The 17055-nt window shown below is 70.7% G+C and carries 16 protein-coding genes and 1 tRNA gene; 9 read left to right on the top strand and 8 right to left on the bottom strand.

Annotated features, from left to right (window positions below; translation table 11 throughout):
* Positions 1-52: 52 nt before the first annotated feature.
* The 3 genes from CP983_RS19395 to nth all read right to left on the bottom strand — a co-directional run bounded on the left by CP983_RS19395 (position 53) and on the right by nth (position 3254).
* Positions 53-1252 carry a MarP family serine protease gene (locus tag CP983_RS19395; RefSeq protein WP_125527689.1) on the bottom strand — a complete coding sequence of 400 codons (1200 nt, stop codon included), beginning with the start codon at positions 1250-1252 and terminating at the stop codon, positions 53-55.
* A gap of 120 nt (positions 1253-1372) precedes the next feature.
* Entirely contained in the window at positions 1373-2068 is a 696-nt protein-coding gene (locus tag CP983_RS19400) for an NUDIX hydrolase (RefSeq protein ID WP_107905287.1), read from the bottom strand.
* Positions 2069-2309: 241 nt separating this feature from the next.
* On the bottom strand, positions 2310-3254 hold the full coding sequence (nth, locus tag CP983_RS19405) for an endonuclease III (RefSeq protein WP_125527690.1): 945 nt from the start codon (positions 3252-3254) through the stop codon (positions 2310-2312).
* Between the two features lie 462 nt (positions 3255-3716).
* On the opposite strand from nth, the gene CP983_RS19410 reads away from it, so the two are divergent.
* From CP983_RS19410 to CP983_RS19420, 3 genes are all read left to right on the top strand, one after another.
* Positions 3717-4391, top strand: a complete 675-nt coding sequence (locus tag CP983_RS19410) for a Crp/Fnr family transcriptional regulator (protein WP_030943409.1) — start codon at positions 3717-3719, stop codon at positions 4389-4391.
* A gap of 407 nt (positions 4392-4798) precedes the next feature.
* Complete coding sequence (locus tag CP983_RS19415; RefSeq protein ID WP_150500722.1) at positions 4799-5668, top strand: NUDIX hydrolase; 870 nt, start codon at positions 4799-4801, stop codon at positions 5666-5668.
* Positions 5669-5744: 76 nt separating this feature from the next.
* Positions 5745-6575: an MBL fold metallo-hydrolase gene (locus CP983_RS19420; protein ID WP_107904626.1), complete on the top strand. Its 831-nt coding sequence runs from the start codon at positions 5745-5747 to the stop codon at positions 6573-6575.
* Between the two features lie 68 nt (positions 6576-6643).
* Here the strand turns inward: CP983_RS19420 and CP983_RS19425 are convergent, their stop codons facing one another.
* The 3 genes from CP983_RS19425 to sp36 form a co-directional block, all read right to left on the bottom strand.
* Positions 6644-7465 (bottom strand): nucleotidyltransferase domain-containing protein, encoded by an 822-nt coding sequence (locus CP983_RS19425; RefSeq protein ID WP_150500724.1) that lies wholly within the window; start codon positions 7463-7465, stop codon positions 6644-6646.
* A gap of 189 nt (positions 7466-7654) precedes the next feature.
* Positions 7655-8122 (bottom strand): RidA family protein, encoded by a 468-nt coding sequence (locus tag CP983_RS19430; protein WP_030943397.1) that lies wholly within the window; start codon positions 8120-8122, stop codon positions 7655-7657.
* Entirely contained in the window at positions 8119-8277 is a 159-nt protein-coding gene (sp36, locus tag CP983_RS19435; RefSeq protein WP_003967454.1) for a Sp36 family protein, read from the bottom strand. The genes CP983_RS19430 and sp36 overlap by 4 nt, the downstream gene beginning before the upstream one ends.
* Before the next feature lie 106 nt (positions 8278-8383).
* Between sp36 and bagA the strand changes: the two genes are divergently transcribed.
* A complete protein-coding gene (gene bagA, locus CP983_RS19440; RefSeq protein ID WP_030943394.1) occupies positions 8384-9361 on the top strand; it encodes an ATPase BagA in 978 nt (325 codons plus the stop codon).
* 73 nt (positions 9362-9434) lie between these two features.
* Complete coding sequence (bagB, locus tag CP983_RS19445; RefSeq protein ID WP_150500726.1) at positions 9435-10814, top strand: ATPase BagB; 1380 nt, start codon at positions 9435-9437, stop codon at positions 10812-10814.
* Between the two features lie 47 nt (positions 10815-10861).
* On the opposite strand, the gene wblA is transcribed toward bagB, so the two are convergent.
* The gene (wblA, locus tag CP983_RS44015; RefSeq protein WP_030943388.1) at positions 10862-11200 is read right to left on the bottom strand and encodes a transcriptional regulator WblA; all 339 of its coding nucleotides are present in this window, start codon (positions 11198-11200) and stop codon (positions 10862-10864) included.
* Positions 11201-11686: 486 nt separating this feature from the next.
* Here wblA and CP983_RS19460 point away from each other — a divergent pair, with 486 nt between their 5' ends.
* A complete protein-coding gene (locus CP983_RS19460) occupies positions 11687-13996 on the top strand; it encodes a transglycosylase domain-containing protein (protein WP_150500728.1) in 2310 nt (769 codons plus the stop codon).
* 281 nt (positions 13997-14277) lie between these two features.
* On the opposite strand, the gene CP983_RS19465 is transcribed toward CP983_RS19460, so the two are convergent.
* Positions 14278-14742 carry a GatB/YqeY domain-containing protein gene (locus CP983_RS19465; protein ID WP_030943383.1) on the bottom strand — a complete coding sequence of 155 codons (465 nt, stop codon included), beginning with the start codon at positions 14740-14742 and terminating at the stop codon, positions 14278-14280.
* Between the two features lie 146 nt (positions 14743-14888).
* Here CP983_RS19465 and CP983_RS19470 point away from each other — a divergent pair, with 146 nt between their 5' ends.
* The 3 genes from CP983_RS19470 to CP983_RS19480 all read left to right on the top strand — a co-directional run bounded on the left by CP983_RS19470 (position 14889) and on the right by CP983_RS19480 (position 16999).
* Positions 14889-15815 carry a metallophosphoesterase gene (locus tag CP983_RS19470; protein ID WP_150500730.1) on the top strand — a complete coding sequence of 309 codons (927 nt, stop codon included), beginning with the start codon at positions 14889-14891 and terminating at the stop codon, positions 15813-15815.
* Positions 15816-16082: 267 nt separating this feature from the next.
* A complete protein-coding gene (locus CP983_RS19475; RefSeq protein ID WP_150500731.1) occupies positions 16083-16892 on the top strand; it encodes a Pr6Pr family membrane protein in 810 nt (269 codons plus the stop codon).
* Between the two features lie 33 nt (positions 16893-16925).
* Positions 16926-16999, top strand: a tRNA-Pro gene (locus tag CP983_RS19480).
* Positions 17000-17055: the final 56 nt, after the last annotated feature.

The following is a 17055-nucleotide window of genomic DNA, read 5'->3' on the forward strand; positions in this document are numbered from 1 at the left end:
ACCGTCTCCACCGTCCGGGGCAGGCTCTTGTGCCTGCCCCGGCCTCACGGCCTCACAGTGCGCAGCTGTCGCTGTCCACCTGCTGGTTGGCGGTACGACCCTTGACGATGTCCTCCTGGATCTCGTCCGCGGTCAGCGCGTAGCCGGTCTCGGCGTCGTCGAGGGACTTGGCGAACACCACGCCGTACACCTTGCCCTCGGGCGTCAGCAGCGGTCCGCCGGAGTTGCCCTGACGGACGGTCGCGTACAGGGAGTACACGTCACGGCGCACGGTGCCGCGGTGGTAGATGTCCGGCCCGTTGGCCGGCAGGCGCCCGCGCACGCGCGCCGCGCGCACGTCGTACGCGCCGTTCTCCGGGAAGCCCGCGATGATCGCGCTGTCGCCGCTCTCGGCGTCGGTGGCCGTGAACTTCAGCGCGGGCGCGTCGAGATCGGGTACGTCGAGTACGGCGATGTCGCGCTCCCAGTCGTAGAGGACGACCGTCGCGTCGTACCGCTTGCCCTCGCCGCCGATCTGGACGGTGGGTTCGTCGACGCCCCCGACGACATGCGCGTTGGTCATGACTCGGCGGTCGGAGAAGACGAAGCCGGTGCCCTCCAGGACCTTGCCGCAACTCGTCGCCGTGCCCATGACCTTGACGATGGATCGCTGCGCGCGGGTGGCGACCGGGCTGTTGGCGAGCGCCGGGTCGGGCGGCTGGACCTCGTTGATGGGCTCGTTGGAGAACGGGCTGAAGACCTGTGGAAAGCCGTTCTGCGCAAGGACGGTGGAGAAGTCCGCGAACCAGGTGTCGGCCTGGTCGGGCAGCGCCCGCGAGACACCGAGGAGCACCTTGGAGCCGCGGACCTCCTTGCCGAGCGTCGGCAGCGTGGTCCCGGCGAGGGCGGAGCCGATCAGCCAGGCCACGAGGAGCATCGCGAGGACGTTGACGAGGGCGCCGCCGGTGGCGTCCAGGGCGCGGGCCGGGGACCAGGTGATGTACCGGCGCAGCTTGTTGCCGAGGTGGGTGGTCAGGGCCTGGCCGACGGAGGCGCAGACGATCACGACGACGACCGCGACGACGGCGGCGGTGGTGCTCACCTCGGCGTTGTCGGTCAGCGCGTCCCAGATGACCGGGAGGAGGTAGACGGCCACGAGACCGCCGCCGAGGAAGCCGATCACCGACAGGATGCCGACGACGAAGCCCTGGCGATAGCCCACGATCGCGAACCACACGGCGGCGACCAGCAACAGGATGTCCAGCACGTTCACCGGTTCGAGCCTCGCCTCGTCACTCTTCGCTCACCACAGGTCGGCCACGGGCCCGGCCCGCCACTCAGCGGCTTTCGGACACGACGGCCCCCGGGAAGACACAGCACGGCAGACACCCTGTCATGACCGCCAGTCGAGCGGGACCTGCTTCCCCCGGTCCCAGGGCCGCTCCCAGCCCGCGAAATGGAGCAGACGGTCGATGATCCCGGCCGTGAAGCCCCACACCAGTGCCGATTCGACCAGAAATGCCGGTCCTCGGTGGCCGCTGGGGTGCACGGTGGTGGCGCGGTTGTCCGGATTCGTGAGATCCGCCACGGGGACGGTGAAGACGCGTGCCGTCTCGTTCGGATCGACGACGTCGACCGGGCTGGGCTCGCGCCACCAGCCCAGCACGGGAGATACGACGAAGCCGCTGACCGGGATGTACAGCTTCGGCAGGACGCCGAAGAGCTGGACGCCGCTCGGATCGAGCCCGGTCTCCTCCTCGGCCTCGCGGAGAGCTGCCCGCAACGGCCCGTCGGTCTGCGGGTCGCCGTCCTCGGGGTCCAGGGCGCCACCGGGGAAGGAGGGCTGTCCGGCATGGGACCGCAGCGAGCTCGCCCGCTCCATGAGCAGCAGCTCGGGCCCCTCCTCGCCCTCACCGAACAGGATCAGCACGGCGGACTGGCGTCCCGCACCGCTCTTCGGCGGCAGGAAACGGCTCAGCTGCAACGGCTCGATCGTCTCGACGACCCGCACCACCGGGTCCAGCCACTGCGGCAACCCGTCCTTGCTGACCACCACCGGCCCGTCCTGCGTCTCGCTCGCCCGCTTCATCGCCACCCCCGTCGTCCTGCCCACTCCAACGCCCGAGGGCACATAGATCGTTCCGCGACGAGACCACGACGACGGGCCCGCACCCGCGAAAGCGGAACCTCGACGACCGTACGACGACGGACCTGCACCCGCCGGAACGGAGCCCCGACTCCCACACGACCACCGGCCCGCACCCGCAGGAGCGGAACCCCGACGGCCGTACGACGACGGGCCGGTGTCTCCGTGCCCTGCACCCGCCCCGTCATCCGGCCCCCAGCGGCGGGGCCGGCTTGCCGCCCGCGTCCAGGTAGGACTGGGGCGGGTTGAGCCGCTGCCCGGGGAAGCCGCCCTTCTCGTACTTGAGGAGCTTCTTGGCCTTCTCCGGATCGGTCTCGCCCTCGCCGTACGCCGGGCAGAGCGGGGCGATGGGGCAGGCGCCGCAGGCGGGCTTGCGGGCGTGGCAGATACGGCGGCCGTGCCAGATCACATGGTGCGAGAGGTCGGTCCAGTCGCTCTTGGGGAACAGCGCGCCGATCTCGGCCTCGATCTTGTCCGGGTCCGTCTGCTCGGTCCACTGCCAGCGCCGCACCAGCCGCTGGAAGTGGGTGTCGACGGTGATCCCGGGCCGCCCGAAGGCATTGCCGAGCACGACGAAGGCGGTCTTGCGGCCGACGCCGGGCAGCTTGACGAGCTCTTCGAGCCGCCCCGGGACCTCACCGCCGTAGTTCTCCACCAGCGCCTTCGACAGCCCCATGACGGACTTGGTCTTGGCCCGGAAGAACCCGGTGGGCCGGAGGATCTCCTCGACCTCCTCCGGGTTGGCGGCGGCCAGGTCCTCGGGGGTCGGGTACTTGGCGAACAGGGCCGGTGTCGTCTGGTTGACGCGCAGGTCGGTGGTCTGGGCGGACAGCACGGTGGCGACGACGAGCTGGAAGGGGTTGTCGAAGTCCAGCTCAGGGTGGGCGTAGGGGAAGACCTCGGCGAGTTCGCGGTTAATACGGCGGGCACGGCGCACGAGAGCGGTACGCGACTCGGCGGCGGGAGCCTTGGCGGAGACGGTCTTCACGCCCGAGGCGCCCTTCACGTCGGCGGTGGCCTTCTCGGGCACGGCAACGGGCTTCTTCTTGATCGCCTTCTTGGTGGTCACGTTCGTGGCACCGGCTTTCTTGGTGGCCGCTTTGGTGGTCGCCGCCTTCTTGGCAGCCACCTTTGCGCCGACCGCCTTCTTGGTGGCCGGCGATTTCGCAGAGGTGGCCTTCTTCGCAGGGGCGGCCTTCTTAGCGCCACCAGCCTCCGCGCCCGCCGCCACTTTCCGGCCACCGGCTGCCGCGCCACCCGGCGCCCTTTTCGCCGCTTCTGCCGCTTTCCTTCCGCCACCGGAGTTCTGTTCGCCCACAGCGGAATCCCGACGTACAACCACCCGCCCAGCCCCCTTGGCCTGTGCTCTCACCGGCGATTTGGACACCCGGCCAGCCTAAAGCCAGGCACTGACATCCGCCCCGGACCCTGAAGATCAGCCCCCAATTGGACCCCTGCCGCTTACCTCGGGACACCTGTGCGGCATCCTTGTGACAGATCACACTGTTTGGACCGTCCGGCAAAATGGGGAACACGGTCCCCTGGTACACAGGGGAGTGATCCCCTGAGCAGGTCGACAAGGAGAGAACTCGTGGACGACGTTCTGCGGCGCAACCCGCTCTTCGCGGCGCTCGATGACGAGCAGTCCGCGGAACTGCGCGCCTCCATGAGTGAGGTGACGCTCGCCCGTGGCGACTCCCTGTTCCACGAGGGCGACCCGGGCGACCGGCTCTACGTCGTCACCGAGGGCAAGGTCAAGCTTCACCGCACCTCCCCCGACGGCCGCGAGAACATGCTCGCCGTCGTCGGCCCCGGAGAGCTCATCGGCGAGCTGTCCCTCTTCGACCCGGGCCCGCGCACGGCGACCGCCACCGCGCTGACCGAGGTCAAGCTGCTGGGCCTGGGCCACGGCGACCTCCAGCCCTGGCTGAACGTCCGCCCCGAGGTGGCCACCGCGCTCCTGCGCGCCGTCGCCCGCCGGCTGCGGCGCACCAACGACGCGATGTCCGACCTGGTCTTCTCGGACGTCCCCGGCCGTGTGGCCCGCGCACTGCTCGACCTCTCCCGCCGCTTCGGCGTGCAGTCCGAGGAGGGCATCCACGTCGTCCACGACCTCACGCAGGAGGAGCTGGCCCAGCTGGTCGGCGCGTCGCGCGAGACGGTCAACAAGGCGCTGGCGGACTTCGCGCAGCGGGGGTGGCTGCGCCTGGAGGCCCGTGCGGTGATCCTGCTGGACGTCGAACGCCTGGCAAAGCGCTCCCGCTAGCCGTACGACATCAGGGCCCTGCTTCCTTCCGAGGCGGGGCCCTGTTTCACGCCCACCCCCGTTTCCTCGCCCCCGCCGCCCCTACCCATCCCGTCCCTGGAGGCTGCGCCCCCAGACCCCCGCTTCGGCCTGAACGGCCTCGTCCTCAAACGCCGGACGGGCTGAAGGGGTGGTGCGCTCGCCCACGGCGGCAAGGGGCCGTGCCGGGGGGTGTCCGCCCGCAGCGGCCGGCGTCAAGAAACGTGGACCTTCTCAGCTACAGCAACCGCCGGACCGAGGACGGACACCCCCCGGCACGGCCCCGACCCACCCCCCACCCGCAGGCGCTACCCGCACCCCCACCCACCAGCCACAGGCCGCCGCAGGCACCCCTCGAACATCCGCGCGTCACGAGATAGCCTCCGCCCATGGCTAACGGGCAGTGGTACCCACCGGAGTGGCCGGACCGCATCCGCGCGCTCGCGGACGGCAGTCTCACCCCCGTCACCCCAAAACGGGCGGCCACGGTCATGCTGCTCAAGGACACCGCCACCGGCCCGTCCGTACACATGCTCCGCCGCCGCACCTCCATGGCCTTCGCAGGCGGCGCCTACGCCTACCCCGGCGGCGGCGTGGACCCACGGGACGAGCAGCAGATCCGCTGGGCAGGCCCCACGCGCGCGTGGTGGGCAAGGCGCCTCGGCCTCGAGGAAGCCGCCGCCCAGGCCATCGTCTGCGCCGCCGTACGCGAGACCTACGAGGAAGCCGGCGTCCTCCTCGCCGGCCCCACCGAAGACTCCGTCGTGGGCGACACCACCGGCGAGGACTGGGAGACCGACCGAGCCGCCCTCGTCGCCCGCGACCTCTCCTTCGCCGAGTTCCTCGACCGCCGCGGCCTGGCCCTCCGCTCCGACCTCCTCGGCGCCTGGACCCGCTGGATCACCCCGGAGTTCGAACCCCGCCGCTACGACACCTGGTTCTTCGTAGCCGCCCTCCCGGAGGGCCAACGCACCCGCAACGCCTCGACCGAAGCCGACCGCACGGTGTGGATCCGCCCCACCGACGCCGCCGCCTCGTACGACAAGGGCGAACTCCTGATGATGCCGCCCACCATCGCGACACTGCGTCAGCTGACCCCGTACGACAGCGCCGCCCAGACCCTGACCGCAGCCCCCGACCGCGACCTCACCCCCGTCCTCGCCCGGGCCCGTCTCGGCGAGGACGGCGAGATCGTGCTCGCCTGGCCGGGCCACGACGAGTTCACCAAGCACATCCCGACCGGCGGAACCTCCGCATGACCCCGCACCCGGCGCCCACAACGCCTACCGCGCCCACCGCGCCCACCGCGCACCCCGCCCCGGAAGGCCCCCTCGCATGACGGACGCAGCAGCCCTCCCCGGCCAGCCGCGAGGCGAAGTCCTCTCCGGCCCCGCGACCCCGCGCGCCGTCAACGTCCTCGCCCCCAACGCCTCGGCGATGACCCTGGACGGCACCAACACCTGGCTCGTCTCCGAACCGGACTCCGACCTGGCCGTCGTCATCGACCCCGGCCCGCTCGACGACGGACACCTGCGCAACGTCGTCGCCACGGCCGAGAAGGCCGGCAAGCGCGTGGCCCTGACCCTCCTCACGCACGGCCACCCGGACCACGCCGAGGGCGCGGCCCGCTTCGCCGAACTGACCGGCACGCACGTGCGTGCCCTCGACCCGGCGCTCCGCCTCGGCGACGAGGGCCTCGGCGCCGGGGACGTGGTCACCGTCGGTGGCCTGGAGCTGCGCGTCGTACCGACTCCCGGGCACACCGCCGACTCCCTCTGCTTCCACCTCCCGGCCGACCGCGCCGTCCTGACCGGCGACACGATCCTGGGCCGCGGCACGACGGTGGTGGCGCACCCCGACGGCCGTCTCGGCGACTACCTGGACTCGCTGCGCCGGCTGAGGTCCCTCACGGTCGACGACGGCGTGCACACCGTCCTGCCGGGCCACGGGCCGGTCCTGGAGGACGCGCAGGGCGCGGTCGAGTTCTACCTCGCCCACCGCGCCCACCGGCTCGCCCAGGTCGAGACGGCGGTCGAGGACGGCCACGGCACTCCGGGCGAGGTCGTCGCCCATGTGTACGCGGACGTCGACCGCTCCCTGTGGCCGGCGGCCGAGCTGTCGGTGCGGGCGCAGCTGGACTACCTGGAGGAGCACGGCATCATCTAGCCGATGCCGATGCCGAATTCGATGCCCAGGCCGAGGGCTGCCTGCCGAGCATCCTGCCCCCTGGCCCCTCAGTCGGGCCGCGGAGCCTTGACCCCGTGCACGCGCGCGTACTCCTCGGCGAGCCAAGGCCCGAGGTCCTCGACGTACGACCGCAGGACGCCCGCGTCCCCCGTCGGCGCGTCCCCGAGCACGGCCGCCGTCCGCAGCTGCTCGGCCCGCGCGGGGTAGTACGTCCCGAAGGCCGCCGCCATCTCGCCGAGATCGCTGGTCCACCCGCCCCAGCGGGGCATGACGAGCGTGAACCCGGTCCGCACCAGACGCCGCGACATGAACCGGACGAGCGGCCGACGGGCGTCGTCGCTGTCGTCGGCGCCGTCGATCCGCGCCCGCCAGCGGGGCAGCAGGAGACCGAGGTCGCCGTTCGTCTCGCGCGCGAGCAGCGTGTCGGGCCGGTAGCGCGGCAGATACTCGGCGAGGTCGTCCCCCAGCAGGGGCGTGCACAGACAGGCGACGAACCAGCCGCCGTCGTAGGTCTCCAGGTCGCTCAGCAGGCGACCGCGGCTGCTGAGCAGCGTCCCCGCCCCGTCGATCTGCGCGAACTCCTTGTCCAGCGCCTCGTCGAGCGCACGGGCGTCGGCCCGGTCCGCCTCGGTCGGTTCCGCGCGCAGGGCGACCAGCAGATCCAGGTCGCTGCGCCCCACGCGCGCGGTGCCGCGCGGAATCGACCCGTAGAGGTAGGCGCTGTCCAACCGCGCCCCGAACACGTCGAGCAGCCGGTCCCGCGCGGCGGCGACGACGGGCCTGAAGTCCCGTGCGACACGCCCGAGAGCCCCTTCACGCGCGATGTACCCCTGGTCATCGAGCCCTCTGCGCGGAACCGTCTCGGTCATGGGCCCACTGTGCCCTGCCCGGAGCCCCGGAAGCGGCTCATTTTCCCGGCGCCACGGCACCACGACGCTCAGCCTGCCCGGACCCCGGACCCCGGACAGGCTGTCACGACACAACGACCGGCAAACGACCGCCATAGGCAGCCCAGCCGTATACGACGGCCGCCGCACAACGGCTCGACCGCCGGAGGCCTACGCCCCCGTCAGCTCCACCTGGACCTCGACCTCGACCGGCGCGTCCAGCGGCAGCACCGCCACGCCCACCGCGCTGCGCGCGTGGACGCCCTTGTCGCCGAGGACCTCCGCGAGGAGCTCGCTCGCGCCGTTGATGACGCCGGGCTGGCCCGTGAAGTCGGACGCCGACGCCACGAAGCCCACGACCTTCACGACGCGCGCGATGCGGTCCAGGTCACCCGCCACGGACTTCACGGCCGCGAGGGCGTTCAGCGCGCAGATGCGGGCGAGGTCCTTGGCCTCCTCGGCCGTGACCTCCGCGCCCACCTTGCCGGTGACCGGCAGCTTGCCCTCCACCATGGGGAGCTGGCCGGCGGTGTAGACGTACACGCCGGACTGGACCGCCGGCTGGTACGCGGCCAGCGGCGGCACGACCTCCGGGAGCCTCAGGCCCAGCTCGGCGAGCTTCGCCTCGGCCGCGCTCACGCCTTCTCCCGCTTCAGGTAGGCCACGAGCTGCTCGGGGTTGTTCGGTCCGGGCACGACCTGGACGAGCTCCCAGCCGTCCTCGCCCCAGGTGTCCAGAATCTGCTTCGTGGCGTGGACGAGCAGAGGCACGGTTGCGTATTCCCACTTGGTCATGTGGCCGACTTTATCCGTTGGCCACAAGCCGCCACGCGGCCGACCGCACTCAAGTTATCCACAGGCTGCTGCGTGGTCGGCGCACCGACTGGTTAGGCTCGAAGATGTGAGCAGGCTCCAGGTCGTCAGCGGCAAGGGCGGGACCGGAAAGACCACGGTCGCCGCCGCGCTCGCGCTCGCCCTCGCCACGGAGGGGAAGCGGACGCTTCTCGTCGAGGTCGAGGGCAGGCAGGGCATCGCGCAGCTCTTCGAGACAGAGGCGCTGCCCTATGAGGAGCGGAAGATCGCCGTCGCTCCTGGGGGCGGGGAGGTGTACGCCCTCGCCATAGACCCCGAACTGGCCCTTCTGGACTACCTCCAGATGTTCTACAAGATGGGCGGTGCCGGCCGGGCCCTGAAGAAGCTCGGCGCGATCGACTTCGCCACCACCGTCGCCCCGGGGCTCAGGGACGTACTCCTCACCGGCAAGGCGTGCGAGGCCGTGCGGCGCAAGGACAAGGCAGGACGGTTCGTCTACGACTGTGTCGTCATGGACGCGCCCCCCACCGGCCGCATCACCCGCTTCCTGAACGTCAACGACGAGGTCGCGGGGCTCGCCAGGATCGGGCCGATACACAATCAGGCGCAGGCCGTGATGCGGGTGCTGAAGTCGGCGGAGACGGAAGTGCACCTGGTGACGCTGCTGGAGGAGATGCCCGTCCAGGAGACCGCGGACGGGATCGCCGAGCTGCGCGCGGCGCGGCTGCCGGTGGGCCGGGTCATCGTGAACATGGTGCGCCCGGAGGTGTTGGACGCGGCCGATCTGGAACTCGTACGCAGTGTCCCGCGCACGGCCGTGGCCAAGGCGCTGTCCTCGGCCGGGCTCGGCGGGGCCCGGCGCGGCGGGAACGCCGAGAAGCTGGTGACCCCGCTGCTGGCGCAGGCCGACGAGTACGCCGAGCGGTACGCGCTGGAGCAGGAGCAGCGAGCGGTCCTGGACGAGTCGGGGCTGCCGGTGCACGAACTGCCGCTGCTCGCCGAGGGCATGGACCTGGCGGGCCTGTACGAACTCGCGGGCGAGCTGCGGGAACAGGGCCTGTCATGAGTCCGTTCACAAGTCGGAGGCCGTACGCGGAAAGCCAGCAGCCGTACACGGTACGTCGGAAGCAGGGGATGTCATGAGTCGTCCGGAACCGGCCCAGACACAGGACGCGGCCCGCCGGCCCCACCATCTCTCCGCCCGGCGCGTGCTCGACCTCGATCCGCTGCTCGACGACCCGAAGACCCGCATCGTGGTGTGCTGCGGCTCGGGCGGCGTCGGCAAGACCACGACGGCGGCGGCGCTGGGCCTGCGGGCGGCCGAGCGCGGGCGCAAGGTCGTCGTGCTCACCATCGACCCGGCCCGCCGGCTCGCGCAGTCGATGGGCATCGACTCGCTGGACAACACCCCGCGCCGGGTCAAGGGCGTCGAGGGCGAGGGCGAGCTGCACGCGATGATGCTCGACATGAAGCGCACCTTCGACGAGATCGTCGAGGGGCACGCGGACCCCGATCGGGCCGCCGCGATCCTGGGCAACCCCTTCTACCAGTCGCTCTCCGCGGGCTTCGCCGGCACGCAGGAGTACATGGCGATGGAGAAGCTGGGCCAGCTGCGGGCCAGGGACGAGTGGGACCTCATCGTCGTGGACACCCCGCCGTCCCGCTCCGCGCTGGATTTCCTGGACGCCCCCAAGCGGCTGGGCTCGTTCCTCGACGGCAAGCTGATCCGTGTGCTGCTGGCCCCGGCGAAGGTCGGCGGACGCGCGGGGATGAAGTTCCTGAACGTCGGCATGTCGATGATGACGGGCGCGCTCGGCAAGCTGCTCGGCGGTCAGCTGCTGAAGGACGTACAGACCTTCGTGGCGGCCATGGACTCGATGTTCGGCGGGTTCCGTACGCGCGCGGACGCCACGTACAAGCTGCTCCAGGCCCCCGGGACCGCGTTCCTGGTCGTGGCGGCGCCGGAGCGGGACGCGCTGCGGGAGGCGGCGTACTTCGTGGAGCGGCTGGCCGCCGAGGACATGCCGCTCGCGGGTCTGGTGCTCAACCGGGTCCACGGCAGCGGCGCCGACCGGCTGTCCGCCGAGCGGGCGCTCGCCGCCGCGGAAAATCTTGAAGAGCCCCGCATTGTGGATCAGGAGGGCGGGAAAGCTGGACTTCGTAACTCCCCCGACACGTACGACAGTTCAGAATCAGCCGCTTCCGAGGCACCGGCTCCAGACGCAGGCTCCCCCGCCGTCACGGACCTGGAGCACACCGCAGCCACGGACGAGCCACAGACGCATGTGGAGCGGTCCGTCGACCAGCTCACGGCAAGCCTGCTGAGGCTGCACGCCGAGCGCATGCAGCTGCTCTCCCGCGAGCAGCGCACGCGTGACCGCTTCACCGCGCTCCACCCCGAGGTGGCGGTGGCCGAAGTGGCCGCGCTGCCCGGCGACGTGCATGACCTCACAGGGCTGCGCGACATTGGGAACCGGCTCGCGGCCCATCGGCCGGAGCTGCCCGATCCCGAGGTCTGACACGGCAGACCTGCCGGATCCGCCCGAGGAGAGCCCTCGTGGCCCCCTCAGCCCACCGCCGCGAAGTTCTCGTACACCTCGTCGTCGTCGAGCGGCAGCAGACCCGCACCGCGCTCGTACTCCGTGCGTGCCGTCTCCAGCAGCCGGCGCCACGACGTGACCGTCGGCCGCCTGCGCAGCAGTGCGCGGCGCTCGCGCTCCGTCATTCCTCCCCACACGCCGAACTCGACGCGGTTGTCCAGCGCGTCCGCCAGGCACTCCGTGCGCACCGGGCATCCGGTGCACACCGCCTTGGCCCTGTTCTGCGCTGCTCCCTGAACGAACAGTTCATCCGGATCGGTAGTGCGGCAGGCCGCCTGCGCACTCCAGTCGGTAACCCAGCCCATACCGGCGCCGTCCTCTCCCGAATCGAGGCTCCCCCACGGCGGCAGCGGCATATTCACCGCCGCCAGTTGAGGACGTTACGGAAGGTGGGCACAGCGCAACACCCCCTTCGGGCCCAATCTTGAATGGCCCGAACGGACTATGCGTAAGCGGCAGATCACCCGGGGGAGTGAGCTGGCGACATGCGTGACTTTCCCGTCAAACCGGGACAGTTCAGTTGAGTCACAACGGACGCCGAATGACACACAAGGCGGATTCGGACACGCCCCCACCAAAAAAGTGGGCTACCGCCAGAACGATTCGGGGTCGCCGGACGTATTGATACGTGGCCGCACTGCTGTGACAGTTGAGAGCAGCTTAGGCCAAGGCCTGTACGCCTGTCCGGCGAATGGGCCGCATCCGCGCGCATGGCCTGGCTCACGTCGCCGTGCCGGGCTCGCGCGCGACCGGCTCTCGGTTCGCTCATGTCTACGGTTTAGGCTGCCCCCATGCCAAAGAACCGCTCGGGCGGTGGTCTGTCGCCGACGCAGCAGGCCGCCAAGTTCCTCGGTGTCAGTGTGCTCGCGGGAGCCGTGCTGGCCGGTATCGCGCTGCCCGCCGTCGGCGCACTGGGGCTCGCGGCCAAGGGATCCGTCGAGAGCTTCGACGAACTCCCCGCCAACCTCAAGACGCCACCGCTGAGCCAGCGCACCACGATCCTGGACGCCAAGGGCGGCACGATCGCCACGGTCTACTCACGTGACCGCACGGTCGTCGACCTCAAGGACATCTCGCCGTACATGCAGCAGGCGATCGTCGCGATCGAGGACGCCCGCTTCTACCAGCACGGCGCGGTCGACCTGAAGGGCGTCCTGCGCGCCCTCAACCGCAACGCCCAGAGCGGCGGCGTCAGCGAGGGCGCCTCGACGCTCACGCAGCAGTACGTGAAGAACGTCTTCGTGGAGGAGGCCGGCGACGACCCGACGAAGGTCGCCCAGGCCACCCAGCAGACCCTCGGCCGCAAGATCAAGGAGCTGAAGTACGCGATCCAGGTGGAGGAGGAGCTCGGCAAGAAGAAGATCCTCGAGAACTACCTGAACATCACGTTCTTCGGCCAGCAGGCGTACGGCGTCGAGGCCGCGGCCCAGCGCTACTTCTCCAAGTCCGCCAAGGACCTCAAGGTCCAGGAGGCGGCGCTGCTCGCCGGCATCGTCCAGTCGCCGAGCCGCTACGACCCGGTCAACGACGAGGCCGAGGCCACCAAGCGGCGCAACACCGTCCTGCAGCGCATGGCCGACATGGGCGACATCTCCCAGGCGGAGGCGGACAAGGCCAAGGAGGCGCCGCTGGGGCTGAAGGTCAGCAAGCCCAAGAACGGCTGCATCACCGCGGTCAAGGGCGCCGGCTTCTTCTGCAAGTACGTCGAGAAGGTCTTCCTCAGCGAGCCGGTCTTCGGCAAGAACCGTGAGACCCGCGCCAAGATCTGGAACCAGGGCGGCCTGACCATCACGACGACGCTGGACCCGCAGTCCCAGAAGTCGGTCCAGGCCTCGCTCAAGGATCACGTCTACCAGGACGACAAGGTCGCCGCCGCGACCACCCTCGTCGAGCCCGGCACCGGCAAGATCCTCGGCATGGGCCAGTCGAAGCCCTTCGGCTTCGGCAAGAACGAGACCGAGATCAACTACTCGGTCGACTCCAAGTACGGCGGCTCCAACTTCGGCTTCCCGACCGGTTCGACGTTCAAGCCGTTCGTCGCCGCGGCCGCGCTGGAGGAGGGCCGGCCGCCGACGCAGCAGTACTCGTCGCCGTACGAGATGGAGTACCCGAGCCCGGTCCAGACGTGCGAGAGCGCGCCGTGGACCAACCGGAACAACGAGAAGCTGGAGAACGAGAGCGAGTCGGAGCACGGCCCGTACCGCCTGAAGAAGGCGATGGAGCTGTCGGTCAACACGTACTTCGTGCAGATGATCGCCGACATCGGTCTGTGCCCGGTGGTCAACATCACCGACAAGCTCCAGGTCCGCCAGGGCAACGGCGACAAGCTCCCCGAGCGCCCGGCCATCGCCCTCGGCTCGGTCGGCCTCTCCCCCCTGACGATGGCGAGCGCGTACGCCGCCTTCGCCTCCCGCGGCATGTACTGCACGCCGATCGCCATCGAGTCGATCTCGCAGAAGGTCGGCGGCCAGCAGAAGTCGCTGGAGGTGCCGAAGTCGACGTGCTCGCGTGCGATGTCCGAGCAGACCGCGGACACCGTCAACAGCCTGCTCCAGGGCGTGGTCGACTCCGGTACCGGCAAGGAGGCCGGCCTCACCGACCGTGACAGCGCCGGCAAGACCGGTACGACGGACGAGCGCCGCAACGCCTGGTTCGTCGGCTACACGCCGAACCTCTCGGGCGCCGTCTGGGTCGGCAGCGCCACCCAGAAGGTGAAGATGCGCAACATCTACATCGGCGGTGTGTACAACGACCTGGTCTACGGCGGCCGGGTGCCGGGGCCGATCTGGCGGGACGCCATGCTCGGCGCGCTGGAGGGCAAGCCGGTCGACGAGTTCAACACGATCCACATCCCGGACGAGGACGAAGACCGGGACCGCGACCGTGACAAGGGCCGGGGCAACGACGACGATGACGACAACGGCAACGGCGACAACCTCATCGGCGGCCTGCTCGGCGGCGGGGACAACGGCGGCGGCAACGGTGCCAATGGTGGGAACGGCGGCGCCGACGGAGGCACGGAACCGTCGCCGAGCTTCTCCATCCCCGAGGGCTGGTGGCAGGGCCAGACGAACGGGAACGGCACCGGGGGGCGCGGCTGAGCGGCCGTACAGGTCGTAGAACGGCGACGGCCCCTGTCCCCTCGTACGGAGGGGGCGGGGGCCGTCGGCGTTGGTGGGGCCGCGGAGTAGGGGCGTCAGCCGTGGCCGCCGGGCGGGGGCGTCAACCCTGATCGCCGGGCGGGGCCGCAACCCTCGTCGCCGGGCGGGGAGCGTCAGCCTGCGTCGCCTGGCCGGAGGACGGCAACCCTCGTCACCATGCGGGGGCGTCCGCCCGCGTCGCCTGGCACGGGGCGGCAGTCCTCGTCGCCGGGCGGGGAGCGTCAGCCCGCGAGGAGCTTCTTGACCGCCGCGGCCACGCGGCCGCCCTCGGCCTGACCGGCGACCTTCGGGTTCACGATCTTCATGACGGCACCCATGGCCCGCGGGCCCTCGGCGCCGGCGGCCTTGGCCTCCTGGACGGCCTGGGCGACGATCTCGTTCAGCTCGTCGTCGCTGAGCTGCTTCGGCAGGTACGTGGCGAGGACCTCGCCCTCCGCCTTCTCCCGCTCGGCCTGCTCGGCGCGACCACCCTGCGCGAACGCCTCGGCCGCCTCACGGCGCTTCTTCGCCTCGCGGGTGATCACCTTCTGCACCTCGTCGTCGGAGAGCACGCGCTTCTCCTTGCCCGCGACCTCCTCCTTGGTGATCGCGGCGAGCGTCAGCCGGAGCGTCGAGGAGCGGAGCTCGTCGCGCTCCTTGATCGCGGCGTTGAGGTCTTCCTGAAGCTTCGACTTGAGCGTGGTCATGACGTCGATTGTCGCAGGTGTGGCACGCGGAACGCCCGTTGATTTCAAGGGGCGTGCGGGAGGACGCCGTACGCGAGGCGGCCGGCCCGCCGGGAGGGGGCGGCCGCCTGGCACGGAGCCCTTCGCCGGTCTGACACGATGGTCGTATGCGCGCGCGATACGGAGTGCCCCTGGGAATCACGGCGGTTGGGGCCGCCGGACTGCTGTACTCGGCGGGTTTCGAGGCCCGTTCCTTCCGCCTGCGACGGGTGACGATCCCCGCCCTGCCGGCGGGGATGCGGCCGCTGCGGGTGCTCCAGGTCTCCGACATCCACATGGTCGGCGGCCAGCGCAAGAAGCAGCGCTGGCTGCGTTCGCTGGCGGGCCTGCGCCCCGACTTCGTGATCAACACGGGCGACAACCTGTCGGACCCCGAGGGCGTGCCGGAGGTGCTGGACTCGCTGGGCCCGCTGATGGAGTTCCCGGGCGCGTACGTCTTCGGCTCGAACGACTACTACGGCCCGACGCTGCGCAACCCGGCCCGGTACCTGCTGGAAAAGGCCCAGGGCCGCCATGGCCTGAACGGCAACGCGCCCGTCGTCGGCGCGGTCCACAACCCGTGGGAGGACCTGCGCGACGGCTTCGACGCGGCCGGGTGGCTGAACCTGACGAACACCCGCGGCATGCTGAAGGTCGAGGGCATGTCGGTGGAGCTGACCGGCGTGGACGACCCGCACATCAAGCGGGACCGGTACCAGCGGGTGGCCGGCGGTCCGTCGGGCGCCGCGGACTTCGCGATGGGCGTGGTGCACGCGCCGTACCTGCGGGTCCTGGACGCGTTCACGGCCGACGACTACCCGCTGATCCTGGCCGGCCACACCCACGGCGGCCAGCTCCGCATTCCCTTCTACGGCGCCCTAGTCACCAACTGCGACCTGGACACGGACCGGGCGAGGGGCCTGTCCACGCACGCGGCGGAGGGCCACAGGTCCTACCTCCACGTCAGCGCAGGCTGCGGCACCAGCCGCTACACCCCGTTCCGCTTCGCTTGTCCCCCGGAGGCGACGTTGCTGACGTTGGTGGGGCGGGAGTAGTTGCTGGGCCTGGAGTGATCGGTGGGTCGGGGCTGTCAGTTGGCTGGGTGGGCCGGGAGTGGAGCGGCGTCAGAGGTAGCCGATAGGCCGCGCGGCAACGCAGAGGCCGAGGCTGCCGCAAGTCCCGTACGCGCCGTACCCACCGCGGCTGCCGCGGCTGCCGTGGCTGCCGTCCCTGCGTACTCGGCCTCGTCCTCACCCCCACTGCCGTAACCCACCCAGACCATCCATATCGCCCATTTCGCCCACGCTGCTTAGCGTGAGGGCATGACCGCCCCGATACCCAGGGACATCCCGGAGATACCCGCGATACCGGGCGTACCCGTCCTGTTCCCTTCCCACGTCCCCGCCACGGCGGTGGTGGCTCCCACCCCCCGCCGCCCGGCCGCAGTGTTCCGCCTGCTGGTGGCCCTCGTGGCGGCCGCGGCGGTGACCGTGGAACTGGTCCTCGGCAGCCCCCTGCGCACCCTGAGCCACTTCGCGATCCAGAGCAACATCCTGCTGGCCCTGGTCTTCGCCCTCTCGGCCCGCCTTGCGTGGTTCGCGCGCCGCCCGCTCCCCTCGACCCTGACGGGCGCCACGCTGCTGTACGCCGTGACGAACGGCCTCGTCTACCACCTGCTCCTGGCGAACGAGGGAAGCTCGTACGCCCTGCCAGGCGTCCTCACCGGTACCGCGACCGCTCCCACGGGCTGGCACGCGATCACCACCCAGGTCCTGCACACGGTCACTCCCATTGCCGCGCTGCTGGACTGGCTGCTCCTCACGCCGTCGGGCCACCTGCACCTGCGCCAGGCGACGACGTGGCTCCTGTACCCCCTGACCTACCTGGCCTTCACCCTCGCCCGGGGCGAGTACCTGGTCCCCGGTGCGCCGGCCCGCTACCTCTACCCGTTCCTCGACGTGGCCCGGCACGGCTACAAGAGCGTCCTCGGCAACGCCCTCCTCATCGGCCTGGCCATCTACGCCCTGGCCATCCTCCTCGTGGTCCTCGACCACGCCCGCCCAAACCCACTCCGCCACCGCGCCCACCACGCCCCGAAAACCGGATTTCGTCTCCAGCCACCAGTGGGCTAAAGTAAACGTCGTCGCCGCGACAAGCAGCGACATCGGGGTGTAGCGCAGCTTGGCAGCGCGCTTCGTTCGGGACGAAGAGGTCGTGGGTTCAAATCCCGCCACCCCGACAGTGAAACACCAGGTCAGGCCCGGTGCTGAGAAATCAGCACCGGGCCTGATGTGC

The organism is Streptomyces chartreusis (genome assembly GCF_008704715.1).
GTDB classification, from domain to species: Bacteria; Actinomycetota; Actinomycetes; order Streptomycetales; family Streptomycetaceae; genus Streptomyces; species Streptomyces chartreusis.

Coding starts and splice junctions, on each gene's coding strand:
- CP983_RS19470 (WP_150500730.1), top strand. CDS start 14,889: ATGCGCGCGCGATACGGAGTGCCCCTGGGAATCACGGCGGTTGGGGCC.
- CP983_RS19460 (WP_150500728.1), top strand. CDS start 11,687: ATGCCAAAGAACCGCTCGGGCGGTGGTCTGTCGCCGACGCAGCAGGCC.
- CP983_RS19465 (WP_030943383.1), bottom strand. CDS start 14,742: ATGACCACGCTCAAGTCGAAGCTTCAGGAAGACCTCAACGCCGCGATC.
- sp36 (WP_003967454.1), bottom strand. CDS start 8,277: ATGACCAAGTGGGAATACGCAACCGTGCCTCTGCTCGTCCACGCCACG.
- CP983_RS19415 (WP_150500722.1), top strand. CDS start 4,799: ATGGCTAACGGGCAGTGGTACCCACCGGAGTGGCCGGACCGCATCCGC.
- CP983_RS19475 (WP_150500731.1), top strand. CDS start 16,083: ATGACCGCCCCGATACCCAGGGACATCCCGGAGATACCCGCGATACCG.
- wblA (WP_030943388.1), bottom strand. CDS start 11,200: ATGGGCTGGGTTACCGACTGGAGTGCGCAGGCGGCCTGCCGCACTACC.
- CP983_RS19425 (WP_150500724.1), bottom strand. CDS start 7,465: ATGACCGAGACGGTTCCGCGCAGAGGGCTCGATGACCAGGGGTACATC.
- CP983_RS19400 (WP_107905287.1), bottom strand. CDS start 2,068: ATGAAGCGGGCGAGCGAGACGCAGGACGGGCCGGTGGTGGTCAGCAAG.
- CP983_RS19420 (WP_107904626.1), top strand. CDS start 5,745: ATGACGGACGCAGCAGCCCTCCCCGGCCAGCCGCGAGGCGAAGTCCTC.
- bagB (WP_150500726.1), top strand. CDS start 9,435: ATGAGTCGTCCGGAACCGGCCCAGACACAGGACGCGGCCCGCCGGCCC.